Below are 15,785 nucleotides of genomic sequence, written 5' to 3'. Positions count from 1 at the left end.
CGACATGTCTTTCCTAGAATCCGTCATGTTTCACCTTTCACGCCTTGCCGGACAGAATGCGCCCGACAAGCTGGGCCGTGTAGTCGACAATCGGAACGATCCGCCCATAGTTCAGACGAGTCGGTCCGATGACACCCACGGCACCGATTATTTTTCGTTCAGCGTTCATATATGGAGAAACCACCAAAGAGGAACCCGAAAGCGAGAAAAGTTTGTTTTCTGAGCCGATGAAAATGCGTACGCCCTCGCCATCCTCGGTCAATTCGAGGAATTCGGCGATGTCGCGTTTCTTTTCCAGGTCATCGAACAGGCTCCGGATCCGGTCCAATTCTTCGGCTTCGGCGCTTTCTCCCAAGAGATTGGACCGGCCACGCACGATCAGGCGCTCGTAATTCGATCCCTCGCCTTCCCAAAAGGCAGACCCGTTTTCGATCAGATCCGCCGCGAGCGTGTCGAGCTCCTGACGCCGCAGCTTGATCTCGCGTTCTACCGTGGAGCGCAATTCACCAAGTGTCTTCCCCTCGACCAGAGAATTCAGGAAATTTGTCGCCTCCCGCAGCGACGAAGGCGTCTGCCCCACCGGTGGGGTGAAAATGCGGTTTTCCACCTGACCATCGGCAAAGACCAGCACGACCAGAGCACGATCAGGCGCGAGATTGACGAATTCCACATGTTTCACAGGGGCTTCGTGTTTCGGGGCCAAAACGAGGCTCGCCCCTTGGGTCAGACCGGAAAGCGCAGACCCGACGCGATCAAGCATCCCGCCCACGTCGCTATGCTCGTTGCGAACCGTATATTCCATCTTCTCGCGCACATCGTCGGTCACGGTACCGACCTCGAGTAGGCCATCAACGAACAAACGCAGACCCAACTGCGTCGGCACCCGCCCGGCGGAGACATGCGGACTGTCCAGCAACCCGAGATACTCGAGATCCTGCATCACATTGCGCACAGTCGCAGCGGAAACCTTTTCGCTCATCGTCCGTGTGAGCGTCCGCGAACCGACAGGGCCGCCACTATCCAGATAGCCTTCAACCACACGGCGGAAGACTTCCCGGGACCGGTCGTTCATTTCGGCGATGAGATTTGCTCGTTCGGACATGTTACCTGCGTCTTATGAGGCCCAATTCAAGACCCTGTGCAATTAAAAGGCATCGGGCATGAGGGTCAATGAGGCTTGCGCCTTTGCGCCGCTCTTCGTTATGTCTGCCGCAACTCATGCGGAAGGATTTATCATGCGCCCCTCGGGAAGAAATTTAGACGAAATGCGGCCGATTTCAATCGAGACCGGTGTGACAAAACACGCCGAGGGCTCGTGTCTGATCCGCTGTGGCGACACCCATGTGCTCTGCACCGCGACAATCGAGGAACGTGTGCCGCCGTTTATGCGCAATTCCGGTCAGGGCTGGGTCACCGCCGAATACGGTATGTTGCCGCGTTCGACCTCGTCCCGGATGCGCCGCGAAGCCACCCAAGGCAAGCAAGGCGGCCGCACCGTTGAAATTCAGCGTCTCATCGGACGCTCTTTGCGCGCCGGCGTCGATCGTGTCGCTCTGGGAGAACGTCAGATCACCGTGGATTGCGACGTGATTCAGGCCGATGGCGGCACCCGCTGTGCTTCGATCACCGGTGGTTGGGTTGCTCTGCGCCTCGCGGTCAACAAACTGCTCAAATCCGGTGCGCTGATCTCTGACCCGCTGATTTCCAATGTCGCAGCCGTGTCCTGTGGCATCTACGCCGGACAACCGGTCCTGGATCTCGATTATCCGGAAGATTCCGAGGCCGGCGTCGATGGCAATTTCATCATGCTCGCCAATGGTCAAATGATCGAAACCCAGATGAGCGCCGAAGGTGCCACCTATTCCCGCCCCCAGATGAACGAGCTTCTCGATCTCGCTGAAAAAGGCGTCGCCGAATTGGTCGCGTCTCAGAATGCGGCGGTGGCGTGATGCGCGCCTTTGCTGAAAAAAAGCTGGTTCTTGCGTCACATAACAAGGGCAAGCTGCGCGAGATCGCGGAGCTTCTCGCCCCGTTCGGCATCGAGGTGATCTCGGCCGGCGATCTTGGTTTCGAAGAACCGGAAGAGACCGAAGATACTTTTGCCGGAAACGCACGGATCAAGGCGCATTTCGCTGCCAAGGAAAGTGGCCTCCCTGCCCTCTCCGACGACAGCGGCCTGTCGGTGGACGGACTTGATGGCGCGCCGGGTGTCTATTCCGCCGACTGGGCCGAAACCCCCGATGGACGCGATTTCCCCATGGCCATGCAAAAGGTCTGGGACCGTCTCGAAGAGGTGAACGCAGCAGAACCGCGCACCGCACGTTTTTGCTGCACGCTCTGCCTTGCCTGGCCCGATGGCCATGACGAGATCTTCGAGGGTATCGTTGAAGGCCGGATTGTCTGGCCCGCCCGCGGCCCGCATGGCTTTGGCTATGACCCGATGTTCCTCCCCGAAGGCGAATCCGAAACCTTCGGAGAGATGGACCACGCGCGCAAACAGGCGATGAGCCACCGCGCGGATGCATTTCGTAAACTGGTCTCCGGACCCTTCAAGGATCTCGCAAAATGAGTACCCGCAAACTGATCTCTTCCGGCTCTGATTTTGAAAAGGTGATGGGATATTCCCGTGCCGTCGTTCAGGGCGATTGGTGTTTCGTCTCCGGCACCACCGGCTATGATTATACCACCATGACCATGCCCGAGAGCATCGCCGATCAGGCCCGGAACTGCTTCAAAACCATTTCCGGTGTCCTCGAGGGCGAAGGCTTCTCGCTCAAGGATGCGGTGCGCGTGCAATACACGATCACCGACGCGGCTCTGGTCGACGAGGTCGTTCCGGCCTTGGGTCAGTTCCTCGCAGAGATCCGCCCCGCCGCCACCATGGTGGTCGCCGATCTCATCAAACCGGAGATGAAAATCGAAATCGAAATCACGGCGTTCAAAGGCTGATGGCTGAAGACTGGCAAAATGGCGGCTTCGGCCTCTACATTCATTGGCCGTTTTGCCTCTCAAAATGCCCCTATTGCGATTTCAACTCTCATGTCGCCGCGACCATCGATCAGGCGGCATGGGAGCGCGCTTATCTCTCCGAAATCGAACGGGTCGCGCAACAGACCCAAGGCCGGCTTCTCAACACTGTGTTTTTTGGCGGCGGCACGCCGTCCTTGATGGATCCTGAGCTTGTAAATGCCATTTTGGGCAAGGTTCGAGACTGTTGGACCCTCGCTAACGATATCGAAATCACGCTCGAAGCCAATCCGACCTCGGTCGAGGCCGGGCGGTTTCAGGGCTACCGCGAAGCTGGCGTGAACCGTATCTCCATGGGGATTCAGTCTCTCCATGACGAAGATCTGAAACGACTCGGGCGTTTGCACTCGGTTACCGAGGCCCGCAAGGCCTTCGACATCGCGCGCAACACATTTGACCGGGTAAGTTTCGATCTGATCTATGCAAGACAGGGTCAAACAATCGAAGCATGGCGCACCGAATTGCGCGAAGCCCTGTCCATGACCATCGATCACCTCTCGCTCTATCAGCTCACCATTGAAGAAGGCACCGCTTTCGGAGATCGCTACAGTCGGGGGCTTCTACGGGATCTGCCCTCCGACGACAGCGCTGCGGACATGTATTTTGTCACTCAGGAAGAATGCGAAAAGGCCGGAATGCCCGCCTATGAAGTCTCCAATCACGCCAAACCCGGCCTCGAGAGCCGCCACAACCTGATTTATTGGCGCTACGGCGATTACGCCGGGATCGGCCCAGGCGCCCATGCGCGACTGACCCTCGGCGGACAGAAATATGCGATCGACACACCGCTCTCCCCGGTGCAATGGCTGCAATCCGTCGCGAAACACGGCACCGGTGAAAACGGCCCCATCGCCCTGTCCAGTTACGATCAGGCGACCGAATATCTGATGATGGGGCTGCGGATCAGCGAAGGCATCGATCTTGAGCGCATTTCGACGATCCTAGGCCGAAAGTTCAGTATTGAAAACAAATATTTAGAAGAAGATGGTTTCGTCAAAACCGAAAACGGACGGCTTTCGGTCACTGCGAAAGGCCGCCCGCTTCTGAATTCCATCATTCGTGAGCTGATCCCCGAGGGTTAAACGCCCCGGGACAACAAACCACAGAGCGCATCGAGCTCATCCAAGCTCTCATAAGAGATCGTCAGAGCGCCTTTCTCAGAGCCTTCCTTATGCGCAATACTGACTTTCATGCCGATGCTCGCCGAGAGATCGCCTTCGAGCGCCCGCGTATCGGCATCTTTCTCGACAGATGTGCTCATTTTCGCGGGTTTTGGCTTGATCGGGGTCTTTTCCAGCTTCACCAGCTTCTCTGCATCGCGCACAGACAGACCACCCTGAACGATCTTTTTCGCCAGCGCTGACGGTTCCTCTGCGGTGATCAGCGCGCGTGCATGGCCGGCAGACAGTGCACCATCAATGACAAGGGCGCGCACATCCTCGGGCAGGTTCAAAAGCCGCATAAGATTGGCGATGTGGCTCCGGCTCTTGCCCAGGGCTTCGGATAGCTTTTCCTGGGTGTGACCGAAACGCTCCATCAGCTGTTTGTAACCGGCCGCCTCCTCGATCGCGTTCAGATCGGAGCGCTGGATATTCTCGATGATGGCGACTTCGAGCACTTCGGTATCCGTATAGTCACGGATCAAAACCGGCAACTCGTGCAAACGCGCCATTTGCGATGCGCGCCAACGGCGCTCACCGGCGACAATCTCATATTCACCTTCGGCGCGCGGATTTTCCCGCACGATCAGGGGCTGGATAACGCCCTTTTCCTTGATCGACTCTGCCAATTCCTCAAGCGCATCCGGCTCAAAGGTCCGACGCGGCTGATCCGGATTCGGCGCAATCTTTTCAATCGGAACCATCATATCCGGTCGACGCGGCTCCGCAGAGCTCCCCACTTCTTCCGTCTCCTGCGTCACATCCGCCATCAAGGCGGACAGACCTCTCCCCAGGCCCCTGTTCTTCGGTTTGCTCGGTGTCGCCATTTTTATCGTCCTTTTTTCGCGATGACTTCCTTGGCCAGCGCCTGATAGGCCAAAGCGCCCTTAGAATGCGGATCATAATCCAGAACCGGCAAGGCAAAAGACGGCGCCTCACTGATTCGGACATTCCGCGGGATCACGGTATTGAATACCAGATCTCCGAGATTTTCCCGCGCATCCTGCTCGACCTGTCGCGAGAGGTTGTTGCGCTGATCGTACATCGTCAACACGATGCCTTCGATCCTCAGGTTCGAATTCGCTGTCTGGCGCACCTCGCGCACCGTCAACATCAGTTGTGACAGGCCTTCGAGAGCAAAAAACTCGCTTTGAAGTGGCACAAGCACCGATTCCGCCGCGACCATCGCGTTCACCGTCAAAAGGCTCAACGAAGGCGGGCAGTCGATCAGGATAAAGTCGAATTTGAAATCATCGATCGCATGTTGACGCAGAGAATCATGCAAAAGGAAGCTGCGCTTTTCATTTGCGACCATTTCGATATCCGCAGAGCTGAGATCGACCGTTGCGGGCGAAATCCAAAGCCCCTCGAATTCCGTGGTTTGAATCACCTCATGGAGATCGATATCTCCGAGAATCAGATCGTATGTTGTGTAGCCACGCGCCTCGGGATCAATACCTAGCCCTGTCGACGCATTCCCCTGTGGGTCGAGATCGACTACCAGCACACGAAGCCCCTCTTTCACAAGGGCAGCAGCCAGGTTTATGGCCGTTGTGGTCTTGCCAACGCCCCCCTTTTGGTTTGCAACCGCGATGATTTTCGGGCCATTCGGGCGTGAAGGGTCAGACACGTTCTATATCTCCAAGGCGCAGGATGACGGACGATGCGTCCGTGATACTCGGGTATTCTTCATGGCTGAAGCGCCAGCTTTCAAGGGATTCGGAGAGCTCTTTGCGAAAAGATTCCCCTTTTTGAAACAGCGCATATCCCCCCGGTTCGAGGTGACGTTCGGTGAATTCCAACAGCTTCGGCAGCGCCGCCAGCGCCCGCGCGGAAATCAGATCGGCCCCGAGCGGCTCCACCTGCTCTATCCGCTTGGAAAGAACAGTCACCTTCAAACCGAGCTCGCGGGCAACAGTTCTCAGGAAGGTCGCCTTGCGTTGATCCGATTCGACCAGGGTGAATTCAGTCTCGGGTGAAAACTCTGCCGCCAGCGTTGCGCAGACAAGTCCGGGAAAACCGCCACCGCTGCCGAGATCGCACCATTTTCGAACCCCTTGTGGCGCGAGGGAAAACACCTGCGCCGAATCGAGGAAATGCCTCTCCCAAGCACTGTCTATGGTGGATTTCGCGACGAGGTTGATCACCGGGTTCCATTTTTTCAGAAGCTCATGATAGGTTTCCAACCGTTCCAATGTTTCACGTGAAACATTAAGACCGCCAAATTCTTCCGATCGCATCAGGACGCCTTTTGTTTCTGAACCTGACGCAGACGCGCCAAAATCAGGGTTGTGGCCGCGGGCGTCATTCCCTCAACCCGGCTGGCCTGAGATACCGTCTGCGGTCGTGCCAACGTCAACTTGCTGCGCAATTCATTCGAGAGCCCATTCAATGCCGAATAGTCAAAATCATCCGGGATCACCTGCTGCTCATCGCGTTTCATCGCTTCAACGTCGCGTTTCTGACGCTCAATGTAATTGGCGTAGAGCGCATCGCGAGAGAGCTGTTCCTGGATATTTCCAGGAATCTCTGAGAGATCCGGGTTCAGGCGCAGGACATTCTCGAAACTCACATCCGGGAAAGCGAGGATCTCATAGGCCGTGCGACGCGCGCCATCAGAACTCACCGCGACTCCCGCCGCACTCAGTTCTTTTGGCGTATAGCTTTCACGTTCAAGCTGCGCCCTGCCCCTGCTCAAAGTTTCCATTTTCTCGGAGAAAGCCCGTTTCCGTTTCTCGCCAACGAGATGAAGTTCTGTCCCGAGAGGTGTCAGACGTTGATCCGCATTGTCGGCGCGCAAAGATAGACGGAACTCAGCCCGCGATGTGAACATGCGATAAGGTTCGCTCACCCCCCGGGTGGTGAGATCGTCGATCATCACCCCGATATAGCTGTCGGAGCGAGTGAAACTCATCCCCTCCTGACCCAAAGATTTGCGGGCAGCATTCATTCCAGCCACAAGACCTTGTGCCGCCGCCTCCTCGTAACCCGTTGTCCCATTGATCTGCCCCGCCAGGAAAAGCCCAGGCACATCGCGCAGTTCCAAGGTCAGGCGAAGCGCACGCGGATCGACATAATCATATTCGATCGCATAGCCTGGTTGCAGGATTTCAACCCCCTCCAAGCCCTGAATAGAACGGACATAGGCCTCCTGAACTTCAACGGGCAGAGATGTGGAAATACCATTCGGATAGACGGTGTCGTCATCCACCCCTTCCGGCTCGAGAAAAATCTGATGCGAGGTCTTATCGGAGAAGCGGACAATCTTGTCTTCGATCGACGGACAATAGCGCGGCCCGACGCCTTCGATATGACCACCATACATGGCGGATCGGGACAGGTTTTCGCGAATGATGTCGTGGGTTTTCTCGTTGGTATGGGTAATGCCACAGGAAACCTGACGTGCAAACGGCTTGCTATTCAGGAAGGAAAAGACCACCGGATCGTCATCACCCGGCTGCTCATCGAGAATATCCCAATTGATCGTCTTACCGTTCAAACGCGGCGGCGTGCCGGTTTTCAAACGCCCGATCGGAAGATCAAAGCCGTACAGGCGCTCCGCCAAAGCAACAGAGGGCTTATCGCCCATCCGTCCGCCTGGGCGCTTTTCATCGCCGATATGGATGAGCCCGTTCAGGAAAGTCCCAGTGGTCAGGACCACCGCACCGGATTTGATCTCGGAACCATCGCCAAGAATGACACCATAAACCTGTTCACCAGAGAGCAACAGATCAGAGACCTCCGCCTCGATGATGCTCAGTCCTTCGGTTGCCTCGAGCTCGGCCAGCATCTCGGTCCGGTAGATTTTACGATCCGCCTGGGCACGCGGTCCCTGCACCGCCGGCCCTTTGCGGCGATTGAGCAGGCGGAATTGAATCCCCGCCTTATCCGCGATGCGTCCCATCACGCCATCAAGCGCATCAATCTCTCGCACCAGGTGGCCTTTCCCGAGCCCACCGATGGCCGGGTTACAGGACATCACACCAATGCCGTCACGTTTCAGCGTGACAAGCGCCGTTCGCGCCCCGGCCCGTACGGCGGCCGCAGCGGCGTCACATCCCGCATGGCCGCCCCCAACGACGACAACATCGAAGTCGCAATGTTTCACGTGAAACACTCCTCGCGTCTAATTCACTTTCCGATACAGAAACTGGAGAAGATCTCTCCAAGGATATTTTCCACATCGATCCGCCCGACAAGGCAGTTCAGCGCATATACGGCGCGCCGCAACTCTTCGGCCGCCAATTCGCTGCGATCTGCCCCGAGCAATACCTCATTGCGCGCCGATTCCATAGAGCGAAGCGCATCACGAATTGCAACGCGATGACGTTCCCGGATCGCGCTCGAGGCGGCGGAAGCTCTCGACGCCAGGGTCGAGGAAATATGGGCGACCATCGCATCAATGCCCTGGCCGGTCTTGCCAGAGACAGAATGTTCGAATTGCCCGATATCATCCTTGCCGATCAACACCAGATCGCCCTCTTGCGCCTCAATCTCTGGCACGCTCCCGGCGTCCGACAAAAGGATCACCCGCAGATCAGCCTGCGTTGCCCGGCTGCGCGCCCGATCGATGCCGATGGCTTCCACGACATCCTCGGTCTCACGCAGACCGGCCGTATCAAGCAAGGTGACGGGCAGACCTTTGAGCTCCATCCGAACTTCGATCACATCGCGGGTCGTACCGGCGATTTCCGAGGTAATCGCCGCTTCACGTCCTGCCAAGGCATTCAAAAGAGTGGATTTTCCTGCATTTGGTGGACCTACGATAGCGACTTCAAACCCGTCGCGAATACGTTCAGCCATTTTCGAGCCGGCAATCTCGCTTTCGAGCTCAAGCATGGTTGTGGCGATCAGTTCGAGCACCTCAGGAGAAACATCGACCGGGACCTCCTCATCGGCAAAATCGATCGTCGCCTCGATCAATGCCGCAGAGCGCAAAAGCGCAGCCCGCCAGCGTTCCGCTTTTTCACCAAGCGCGCCGGAGAAAACCTTCAACGCCTGACGTCGCTGAGCTTCAGTTTCCGCCTCGATGAGATCGGCAAGCCCTTCGACCTGCGCCAGATCGAGACGCTCGTTCTCAAGCGCGCGCCGGGTGAACTCCCCTGCCTCGGCCAGTCGCAACCCATCCATGTCGGACAGCGCATGCAGCACCGCATTGACGATGGCGACAGAGCCATGAAGCTGCAGCTCAGCGCTTTGCTCGCCAGTGAAAGATGCGCCCTTCTCGAAACAGATCACCAGAGCTTCATCGAGCATCACGCCATCCGCGGTCCTCAACGCGCGCAACGCGGTCCGTCGCGGCGCGGGCACATCGCCGGCGAGGGTTTCGACAGCCGAAAACGCAAGCGGCCCGGAAATCCGGACCACTGCGACACCCGCTTTGCCGCGGGCACTTGCCAAGGCGTAGATCGTATCCATCGCGATCCTCGCGTTTCCCTTATGCGTTCATCGAATCGAAGAACTCGCTGTTGGTTTTCGTCTGTTTCAGCTTGGAAATCAGGAATTCGATCGCATCCGTGGTCCCCATCGGGTTGAGGATACGGCGCAGCACGTAAGTTTTTTGCAGATCTTTGGCATCGACCAGAAGATCCTCTTTCCGGGTGCCGGATTTGAGGATGTCCATCGCCGGGAAGACGCGCTTGTCGGCGACTTTGCGATCCAGAACGATCTCGGAGTTCCCGGTGCCTTTAAATTCTTCGAAAATCACCTCGTCCATACGCGAACCGGTGTCGATCAGCGCGGTGGCGATGATGGTCAGAGAGCCACCCTCTTCAATGTTCCGGGCAGCCCCGAAGAAGCGTTTCGGACGCTGCAGAGCATTCGCATCCACACCACCGGTCAGCACCTTACCGGAGGACGGCACAACGGTGTTGAAGGCGCGGCCAAGACGGGTGATCGAGTCGAGAAGGATCACCACATCGCGCTTGTGCTCGACCAGACGCTTGGCTTTCTCGATGACCATTTCGGAGACGGCAACGTGACGCTGCGCCGGCTCGTCAAAGGTCGAGGAGACGACCTCCCCTTTCACGCTCCGCTGCATGTCGGTGACCTCTTCCGGGCGTTCATCGATCAGCAGAACGATGAGATAGCACTCGGGATGGTTGGTCTCGATCGAATGGGCAATGTTTTGCAGCAGCACGGTTTTACCGGTGCGCGGCGGCGCCACGATCAGGGCGCGCTGGCCTTTGCCGATCGGAGACACCAGGTCAATGATCCGGGCCGAGCGATCCTTGATCGTCGGGTCCTCGATTTCCATCTTGAGCCGCTCATCCGGGTAAAGCGGCGTCAGGTTGTCGAAGTTGATCTTGTGACGAGCTTTTTCAGGCTCTTCAAAGTTGATCTGCGTGACCTTGGTGATCGCGAAATAGCGCTCGTTGTCATTCGGCGCCTGCATCACACCTTCGACGGTATCGCCGGTGCGCAACCCGTATTGGCGGATCACATCGGGCGAAACATAGATATCGTCAGGACCCGGCAGGTAGTTGGCCTCGGGAGAGCGCAGAAAACCAAACCCGTCTTGCAGAACCTCGAGAACACCGTCGCCATAGATGATCCATTCATCTTCGGCGCGTTCCTTGAGGATCGAAAACATCATCTCGCCCTTGCGCATGGTCGAGGCGTTTTCGATTTCCAACTCTTCCGCCATGGCGAGAAGGTCTTTTGGGCTCTTGGCTTTCAGGTCAGCCAGATTGAGAGTTTCATCACTCATAGAAAATCCATTCGGACCGGCATTGCATGCGGGTCTTTTCAGTCATGTATCACTGGAGAATCCCTTTGCCGGACGGCAGGGGTTTGCGCATAGATAGAAACAGGGATCGCTTAAGTCAATCTTTCTGAGACGAACACGGATCAAAAAGGCTTGGCGATAATCATCACGACGATGAAGATCATCAAAAGCGTCGGCAACTCGTTCATCATCCGGTAGTGACGCCCGCTTCGAGTGTTCGTGCCATTGATGAAATCATGTCTGCGTGCGGCACACCACATGTGAAACCATGTCATGCCTAAGACACTCCCAGCTTTGATCCAGGACCAGCCAGCGCTCCAGTCGACGATCCCGGGCGTAAACACGAGGCAGAGACCGAAAATCCAGCTCGAGATCATCGCCGGGTTCATGATCATTTTCAGAAGCTTTTTCTCCATGTCCTGAAACAGGAGATCGGTTTCCGTTCCTTGCGTCACGCTTTCGGTGTGACGCACGTAGAGGCGCGGCAAATAGAACAGTCCCGCCATCCAGGCGATCACGGAAATCACATGCATGGATTTCGTCCATGGATAAATCGTCGCCAGTATATCGCCCATGAGATCCCTTTCTGAATTCCTTCCTAAATAAAATAATAAAAGAAAAAGAAAAGGATGATGATTTAGTAGGGCCTGTGGATAGTCTGGATTAATTACTTTTCCACAGAGTTTTCTACGCTCTGAAAACTTTTGATCTTCTTATCCACAGCTGCGCATAAAATGAAATAAAGTGTATAATTACAATATATTGATTGATATTTCAGGTGGTAGAAGAGAGGATGAATGGCACCTGTTGCGGGAACATGTTACTTTTCCCTGCAATGGAATTTTCTCTTTCCCACGCAGATAACTCGAGGTGTGGAATTCGCGGAAAGGCCGGTTTATCCCAAGGATCGCGATCGCAGCGATTATGAACGGAAAAACCAACCAACTCACACAGGAGTTTTCAACAAGTCTATGAACAACCCGCGCAACCTGATCCTGGCCTCCGGGTCCGACATTCGCCAATCCTTGCTGCGCAACGCCGGTGTTTCTTTTGATGTTGTTGTCGGTCGCATTGATGAAGAGGCGATCAGAGATACGCTTCAAAGCGAAGGTGCCAGCCCACGCGAGATTGCGGATGCGCTGGCCGAGGGCAAAGCCCGCAAGGTCTCGATGAAACATCCTGATGCCATGGTCATCGGCTGTGACCAGACCCTGTCCTTCAAAGGCCGGTTGATTTCCAAAGCTCGCGATATAGAGGAAGCGCGGGAGATCCTCGGTGAGATGCGCGGTGAGCGGCACAAGCTACTCTCCGCCGCGGTCATCTATGAAAATGGCGAGCCGAAATGGCGTCATGTCGGTGAGGTGCGCCTTGAGATGAACCGGATTTCGGATGACTATCTCGACGATTATCTTGCGCGCAACTGGCACGAGGTTCGACATTGTGTCGGGTCTTACATGCTCGAGGCCGAAGGCGTGCGCTTGTTTTCGCGGATTGATGGCGACTATTTTACCGTGCTGGGTTTGCCGCTGCTGCCGCTTCTGTCATATCTTTCGGAACGAAAGGTCATCGCATCATGAGTGCCAAAATTCCCCTGGCTGGTGTCATCGGCGCGCCGGTTGCGCATAGCAAGTCGCCGGCGCTTCATGGCTATTGGCTGAACCGCTATGGTCTCAAAGGGCACTATGTGCCGCTCCATGTCGAACAAATCGATCTCGAACAGGTTTTGAAAACCCTGCCGAAAATGGGCTTTGTCGGGGCGAATGTGACGATCCCACATAAGGAATCCGTCCTGGCGCTGGCCGACATCGTGACCGATCGGGCCGCCCTGATCGGGGCGGCGAATACGCTGATATTCCGGCCGGATGGCAAGCTTTATGCCGATAATACAGATGGTTATGGTTTTGTGGAAAATCTGCGTTCCAATGCCGATTGGGACCCGAAATCCGGCCCGGCCGCGGTTTTGGGCGCTGGTGGCGCTGCCCGTGCGGTCATCGCCTCGCTTCTTGAGGTTGGCGTGCCGGAAATCCGGCTTGCAAACCGTACCCGGGCGCGCGCCGATGCGCTCAGGGCCGAATTCGGAACCAAGATTTCCGTGGTTGAATGGGTCAATGCCAATGAGATGCTCAAGGGGGCAACCACGGTGGTGAACACCACCTCTCTCGGGATGGAGGGGCAGCCGGAGCTCAAGATCTCTTTTGAACACCTGAGCCCGGACGCGGTCGTGACGGATATCGTCTATACCCCGCTGCACACGGACTTTCTGGTGCGCGCGGCGGATAAGGGCTGTCAGATCGTCGATGGCCTCGGGATGTTGCTCTATCAGGCGGCTCCTGGCTTCGAGCGCTGGTTCGACCAGCGTCCGGAGATCGATGAAGCCACCCGAGCGCATATCCTGTCCCTATGACGAACTCCAAAACACAACGGCCGCATCTGATTGGTCTCACGGGCTCTATCGGTATGGGAAAAAGTACAACGGCACGCATGTTTGCCGAGGAAGGCGTGCCGATCTGGGATGCCGACGAGGCCGTGGCGCGACTTTATGCAAAAGACGGGAAAGCGGTTGCAGCAATCTCTGCGATTTTTCCCGCTGCAATCGAAGATGGCGCGGTGTCCAAGGAACTTTTGAAAAAGATCATCTCCGAAACTCCGGGTGCTTTGAAAGAGATCGAGAGCATCGTGCATCCGCTCGTGGCACAAGACCGCACGGAGTTCATTCAAGCCTCCGCCGCCCCGATCATACTGGTCGACATCCCGCTGCTGTTCGAAACCGGCGGCGACAAGGCGGTCGACACCGTTGTCGTTGTTTCCGTCGATCCGAGAACTCAGGCCGAGCGTGTGCTTGCCCGTCCCGGCATGACCGAGGTGCATTTTCAGACCATTCTGGCGAAACAGCTGCCCGATGCCGAAAAGCGCGCCCGCGCCGATTACGTGATCGAGACCACAAGCCTTGAAGCCGCCCGCCGGCAAGTGCAGGATGTGCTTTCACAGATACGGAGCCAGCTTGAACATGCGTGAGATCGTTCTCGATACCGAAACCACCGGGTTTGACCCCTTTAGTGGCGACCGCCTCGTGGAAATCGGCGCGATCGAGCTGATCAACCACATGCCCTCGGGCAACACCTATCACCAATATATTCACCCGGATCGACATATGCCGGACGGGGCGTTCGGGGTGCACGGCATCGGTCCCGACTTGTTGCAACCGCCACGCCCACCGAAAGATGGCGAGGTGATCCTCGCCGACAAACCATTTTTCAAAGCGGTGGGACAGGCCTTTCTCGATTTCATCGGACCGGATTCCAAGCTGGTGATCCACAATGCCAGTTTCGACATGAAATTCCTCAATGCCGAGCTGAGCTGGATCGGCCTGCCGGAAATTCCCTATGACCGAGCTGTCGATACGCTTGCCATGGCGCGCAAGAAATTTCCCGGCTCTCCCGCCACTCTCGACGCGCTATGCCGCCGCTTTGGCATCGACAACTCCTCGCGGACGCTGCACGGCGCGTTGCTCGACTCGGAAATTCTGGCGGAAGTCTATCTCGAGCTCATTGGCGGGCGGCAGCCGGATCTGGTGCTGGCCCCTGTCAGCGAGAAAAAGGACAGCGCCGCTGCGGCGGGGGCCGAGGACAATTGGCGGCCGTCCCGGCGCCCTGCCCCGCTCCCGCCCCGGATCACAGACGAAGAAGCCGCCGCCCATGCTTCATTCGTTGAAGGTCTGGGCGACGGCGCGATTTGGAATAAATTCAGCTAAGATAGAGACTTAGTTTGCCGGAGCAGCAGCGGCCTGTTGCGCTTCGGCGCGGCGCGCCATGTCCTGGCGATAGAGTTGGACGAAGTCGATATTGTCCAGATTCAGCGGCGGGAAGCCACCGTCGCGGGTCACGTCATGCACGACGCGGCGCAGGAACGGGAAGAGCATGCGCGGGCATTCGATCATCAGGAACGGGTGCATCTGTTCGTCCGGCACGTTCTCGATCAGGAAGACGCCAGCATAGTCCAGTTCGAGAATGAACAGGGTCGCATCGCCGCTCTCGGTCTTGGATTCGACCTTCACCTTGGTGGCGACTTCGAACTGATTGTCCTCGTCGCGTTTTTTCGCATCAAGCGCGACTTGAACGGAGATCGCCGGGCGGCCTTCAACCTTCAGACCCTTCTGGGCGAGGATATTTTCAAACGACATATCCCGGATGTACTGGCCAAGGGTTTGCATTTTGACGGGTGCCGGCTGAGCCGCCTCATCGGTCTGGGGGGTAGCGCCGTTTTCGGCCATGAGTTTCGTCCTCGAAAAATGAAATTCGTGGTTTTGTATCAGGTTGTCGCGCTTGCCTCAATGGCGAGTCCAGCCCGAAGGCCCGCGATTTTTACGGCTTTCCGGATCAATTTCTTCGAATTCACCGTCAATCACATCCGGACCATCGCCACGCCCGCCGCGCGGATCACCGGTAAAGGGATCGCGGGTCTGGTGCATGCTCTGTTGCCCCATCACGAAACTCTGGACCTGAATGCGTTTGCGCAGCTCTTTCAGGACAAAGCTGCGAAAGCCGGGGATCAACAGCAGAAACCCGACGGTATCGGTGAAAAACCCGGGTGTCAGTAGCAGCGCGCCCGACAGGAGGATCATCGCCCCGTGAGCCAGGGGTTCGGAGGGATCGTTCAGCTCCGAGAAGGATTGACGCAATTGTGACATGGCCAAAGCTCCCTGCTGCCGCACCAGCGTCGTGCCGAGAATGGCTGTCACAATCACGATCAAGAGCGTTGGCCATAGACCGATCAACCCGCCCACCTGGATGAACAGGGCAATCTCGATGATCGGAACAGCGACAAAAAGCGCAAAAAGCCACATGGGAACCTCTTTCTATTCTCCGGCCCAC

Annotated in this window: 18 protein-coding genes; 8 read left to right on the top strand and 10 right to left on the bottom strand. The window is 56.8% G+C overall.

Annotated features, from left to right (window positions below; all coding sequences use genetic code 11):
* Window positions 1-37: 37 nt before the first annotated feature.
* A complete protein-coding gene (gene hrcA, locus BM151_RS12290) occupies window positions 38-1,102 on the bottom strand; it encodes a heat-inducible transcriptional repressor HrcA (RefSeq protein WP_090061013.1) in 1,065 nt (354 codons plus the stop codon).
* 133 nt (window positions 1,103-1,235) lie between these two features.
* Here hrcA and rph point away from each other — a divergent pair, with 133 nt between their 5' ends.
* Genes rph through hemW form a run of 4 tightly spaced genes read left to right on the top strand, consistent with a single transcriptional unit; the run spans window position 1,236 to window position 4,109 of the window.
* Complete coding sequence (rph, locus tag BM151_RS12285) at window positions 1,236-1,949, top strand: ribonuclease PH (RefSeq protein WP_090061012.1); 714 nt, start codon at window positions 1,236-1,238, stop codon at window positions 1,947-1,949.
* Entirely contained in the window at window positions 1,949-2,569 is a 621-nt protein-coding gene (gene rdgB / locus BM151_RS12280; protein ID WP_090061011.1) for an RdgB/HAM1 family non-canonical purine NTP pyrophosphatase, read from the top strand. Before rph ends, rdgB begins: the two co-directional genes overlap by 1 nt.
* Window positions 2,566-2,949, top strand: a complete 384-nt coding sequence (locus tag BM151_RS12275; RefSeq protein ID WP_090061010.1) for a RidA family protein — start codon at window positions 2,566-2,568, stop codon at window positions 2,947-2,949. Before rdgB ends, BM151_RS12275 begins: the two co-directional genes overlap by 4 nt.
* Entirely contained in the window at window positions 2,949-4,109 is a 1,161-nt protein-coding gene (gene hemW, locus BM151_RS12270; RefSeq protein ID WP_090061009.1) for a radical SAM family heme chaperone HemW, read from the top strand. The genes BM151_RS12275 and hemW overlap by 1 nt, the downstream gene beginning before the upstream one ends.
* Here hemW and BM151_RS12265 read toward each other — a convergent pair.
* From BM151_RS12265 to hemJ, 7 genes are all read right to left on the bottom strand, one after another.
* Window positions 4,106-5,014, bottom strand: coding sequence for a ParB/RepB/Spo0J family partition protein (locus BM151_RS12265; RefSeq protein WP_090061008.1), 909 nt, complete (start codon window positions 5,012-5,014; stop codon window positions 4,106-4,108). The two genes, hemW and BM151_RS12265, sit on opposite strands and share 4 nt — an antisense overlap.
* Before the next feature lie 2 nt (window positions 5,015-5,016).
* Window positions 5,017-5,817, bottom strand: coding sequence for a ParA family protein (locus tag BM151_RS12260; RefSeq protein ID WP_090061007.1), 801 nt, complete (start codon window positions 5,815-5,817; stop codon window positions 5,017-5,019).
* Window positions 5,810-6,427, bottom strand: a complete 618-nt coding sequence (gene rsmG, locus BM151_RS12255) for a 16S rRNA (guanine(527)-N(7))-methyltransferase RsmG (RefSeq protein WP_090061006.1) — start codon at window positions 6,425-6,427, stop codon at window positions 5,810-5,812. Before rsmG ends, BM151_RS12260 begins: the two co-directional genes overlap by 8 nt.
* Window positions 6,427-8,295: a tRNA uridine-5-carboxymethylaminomethyl(34) synthesis enzyme MnmG gene (gene mnmG, locus BM151_RS12250; RefSeq protein WP_090061146.1), complete on the bottom strand. Its 1,869-nt coding sequence runs from the start codon at window positions 8,293-8,295 to the stop codon at window positions 6,427-6,429. The genes rsmG and mnmG overlap by 1 nt, the downstream gene beginning before the upstream one ends.
* A gap of 23 nt (window positions 8,296-8,318) precedes the next feature.
* Window positions 8,319-9,605 (bottom strand): tRNA uridine-5-carboxymethylaminomethyl(34) synthesis GTPase MnmE, encoded by a 1,287-nt coding sequence (gene mnmE / locus BM151_RS12245; protein WP_090061005.1) that lies wholly within the window; start codon window positions 9,603-9,605, stop codon window positions 8,319-8,321.
* Window positions 9,606-9,624: 19 nt separating this feature from the next.
* A complete protein-coding gene (gene rho, locus BM151_RS12240) occupies window positions 9,625-10,896 on the bottom strand; it encodes a transcription termination factor Rho (protein WP_090061004.1) in 1,272 nt (423 codons plus the stop codon).
* Between the two features lie 140 nt (window positions 10,897-11,036).
* Window positions 11,037-11,489: a protoporphyrinogen oxidase HemJ gene (hemJ, locus tag BM151_RS12235; protein WP_090061003.1), complete on the bottom strand. Its 453-nt coding sequence runs from the start codon at window positions 11,487-11,489 to the stop codon at window positions 11,037-11,039.
* A gap of 222 nt (window positions 11,490-11,711) precedes the next feature.
* Here hemJ and BM151_RS12230 point away from each other — a divergent pair, with 222 nt between their 5' ends.
* The 4 genes from BM151_RS12230 to dnaQ are packed head-to-tail and all read left to right on the top strand — an operon-like array spanning window position 11,712 to window position 14,665.
* A complete protein-coding gene (locus tag BM151_RS12230; protein WP_342714568.1) occupies window positions 11,712-12,491 on the top strand; it encodes a Maf family protein in 780 nt (259 codons plus the stop codon).
* Window positions 12,488-13,318: a shikimate dehydrogenase gene (locus BM151_RS12225; RefSeq protein ID WP_090061001.1), complete on the top strand. Its 831-nt coding sequence runs from the start codon at window positions 12,488-12,490 to the stop codon at window positions 13,316-13,318. Before BM151_RS12230 ends, BM151_RS12225 begins: the two co-directional genes overlap by 4 nt.
* A complete protein-coding gene (coaE, locus tag BM151_RS12220; RefSeq protein WP_090061000.1) occupies window positions 13,315-13,929 on the top strand; it encodes a dephospho-CoA kinase in 615 nt (204 codons plus the stop codon). The genes BM151_RS12225 and coaE overlap by 4 nt, the downstream gene beginning before the upstream one ends.
* Window positions 13,922-14,665 carry a DNA polymerase III subunit epsilon gene (dnaQ, locus tag BM151_RS12215; protein WP_090060999.1) on the top strand — a complete coding sequence of 248 codons (744 nt, stop codon included), beginning with the start codon at window positions 13,922-13,924 and terminating at the stop codon, window positions 14,663-14,665. Before coaE ends, dnaQ begins: the two co-directional genes overlap by 8 nt.
* A gap of 9 nt (window positions 14,666-14,674) precedes the next feature.
* Here the strand turns inward: dnaQ and secB are convergent, their stop codons facing one another.
* Together secB and BM151_RS12205 are read right to left on the bottom strand one after the other, a co-directional pair.
* Window positions 14,675-15,184, bottom strand: coding sequence for a protein-export chaperone SecB (gene secB, locus BM151_RS12210; protein WP_090060998.1), 510 nt, complete (start codon window positions 15,182-15,184; stop codon window positions 14,675-14,677).
* A gap of 57 nt (window positions 15,185-15,241) precedes the next feature.
* The gene (locus BM151_RS12205) at window positions 15,242-15,757 is read right to left on the bottom strand and encodes an FxsA family protein (RefSeq protein ID WP_090060997.1); all 516 of its coding nucleotides are present in this window, start codon (window positions 15,755-15,757) and stop codon (window positions 15,242-15,244) included.
* Between the last annotated feature and the right edge of the window lie 28 nt (window positions 15,758-15,785).

It is taken from the genome of Celeribacter neptunius (assembly GCF_900113955.1).
GTDB lineage: Bacteria > Pseudomonadota > Alphaproteobacteria > Rhodobacterales > Rhodobacteraceae > Celeribacter > Celeribacter neptunius.
Note: the sequence above shows the minus strand (reverse complement) of the source record. Positions and strands in the feature narration are given on the sequence as shown.

Bases quoted from the DNA above. Each gene is read 5' to 3' on its own strand.
- hemW (WP_090061009.1), top strand. From the start codon at position 2,949: ATGGCTGAAGACTGGCAAAATGGCGGCTTCGGCCTCTACATTCATTGG.
- mnmE (WP_090061005.1), bottom strand. From the start codon at position 9,605: ATGGATACGATCTACGCCTTGGCAAGTGCCCGCGGCAAAGCGGGTGTC.
- coaE (WP_090061000.1), top strand. From the start codon at position 13,315: ATGACGAACTCCAAAACACAACGGCCGCATCTGATTGGTCTCACGGGC.
- rdgB (WP_090061011.1), top strand. From the start codon at position 1,949: ATGCGCGCCTTTGCTGAAAAAAAGCTGGTTCTTGCGTCACATAACAAG.
- BM151_RS12230 (WP_342714568.1), top strand. From the start codon at position 11,712: ATGGCACCTGTTGCGGGAACATGTTACTTTTCCCTGCAATGGAATTTT.
- BM151_RS12225 (WP_090061001.1), top strand. From the start codon at position 12,488: ATGAGTGCCAAAATTCCCCTGGCTGGTGTCATCGGCGCGCCGGTTGCG.
- BM151_RS12275 (WP_090061010.1), top strand. From the start codon at position 2,566: ATGAGTACCCGCAAACTGATCTCTTCCGGCTCTGATTTTGAAAAGGTG.
- hrcA (WP_090061013.1), bottom strand. From the start codon at position 1,102: ATGTCCGAACGAGCAAATCTCATCGCCGAAATGAACGACCGGTCCCGG.
- rsmG (WP_090061006.1), bottom strand. From the start codon at position 6,427: ATGCGATCGGAAGAATTTGGCGGTCTTAATGTTTCACGTGAAACATTG.
- secB (WP_090060998.1), bottom strand. From the start codon at position 15,184: ATGGCCGAAAACGGCGCTACCCCCCAGACCGATGAGGCGGCTCAGCCG.
- BM151_RS12205 (WP_090060997.1), bottom strand. From the start codon at position 15,757: ATGTGGCTTTTTGCGCTTTTTGTCGCTGTTCCGATCATCGAGATTGCC.
- BM151_RS12265 (WP_090061008.1), bottom strand. From the start codon at position 5,014: ATGGCGACACCGAGCAAACCGAAGAACAGGGGCCTGGGGAGAGGTCTG.
- dnaQ (WP_090060999.1), top strand. From the start codon at position 13,922: ATGCGTGAGATCGTTCTCGATACCGAAACCACCGGGTTTGACCCCTTT.
- rho (WP_090061004.1), bottom strand. From the start codon at position 10,896: ATGAGTGATGAAACTCTCAATCTGGCTGACCTGAAAGCCAAGAGCCCA.
- hemJ (WP_090061003.1), bottom strand. From the start codon at position 11,489: ATGGGCGATATACTGGCGACGATTTATCCATGGACGAAATCCATGCAT.
- rph (WP_090061012.1), top strand. From the start codon at position 1,236: ATGCGCCCCTCGGGAAGAAATTTAGACGAAATGCGGCCGATTTCAATC.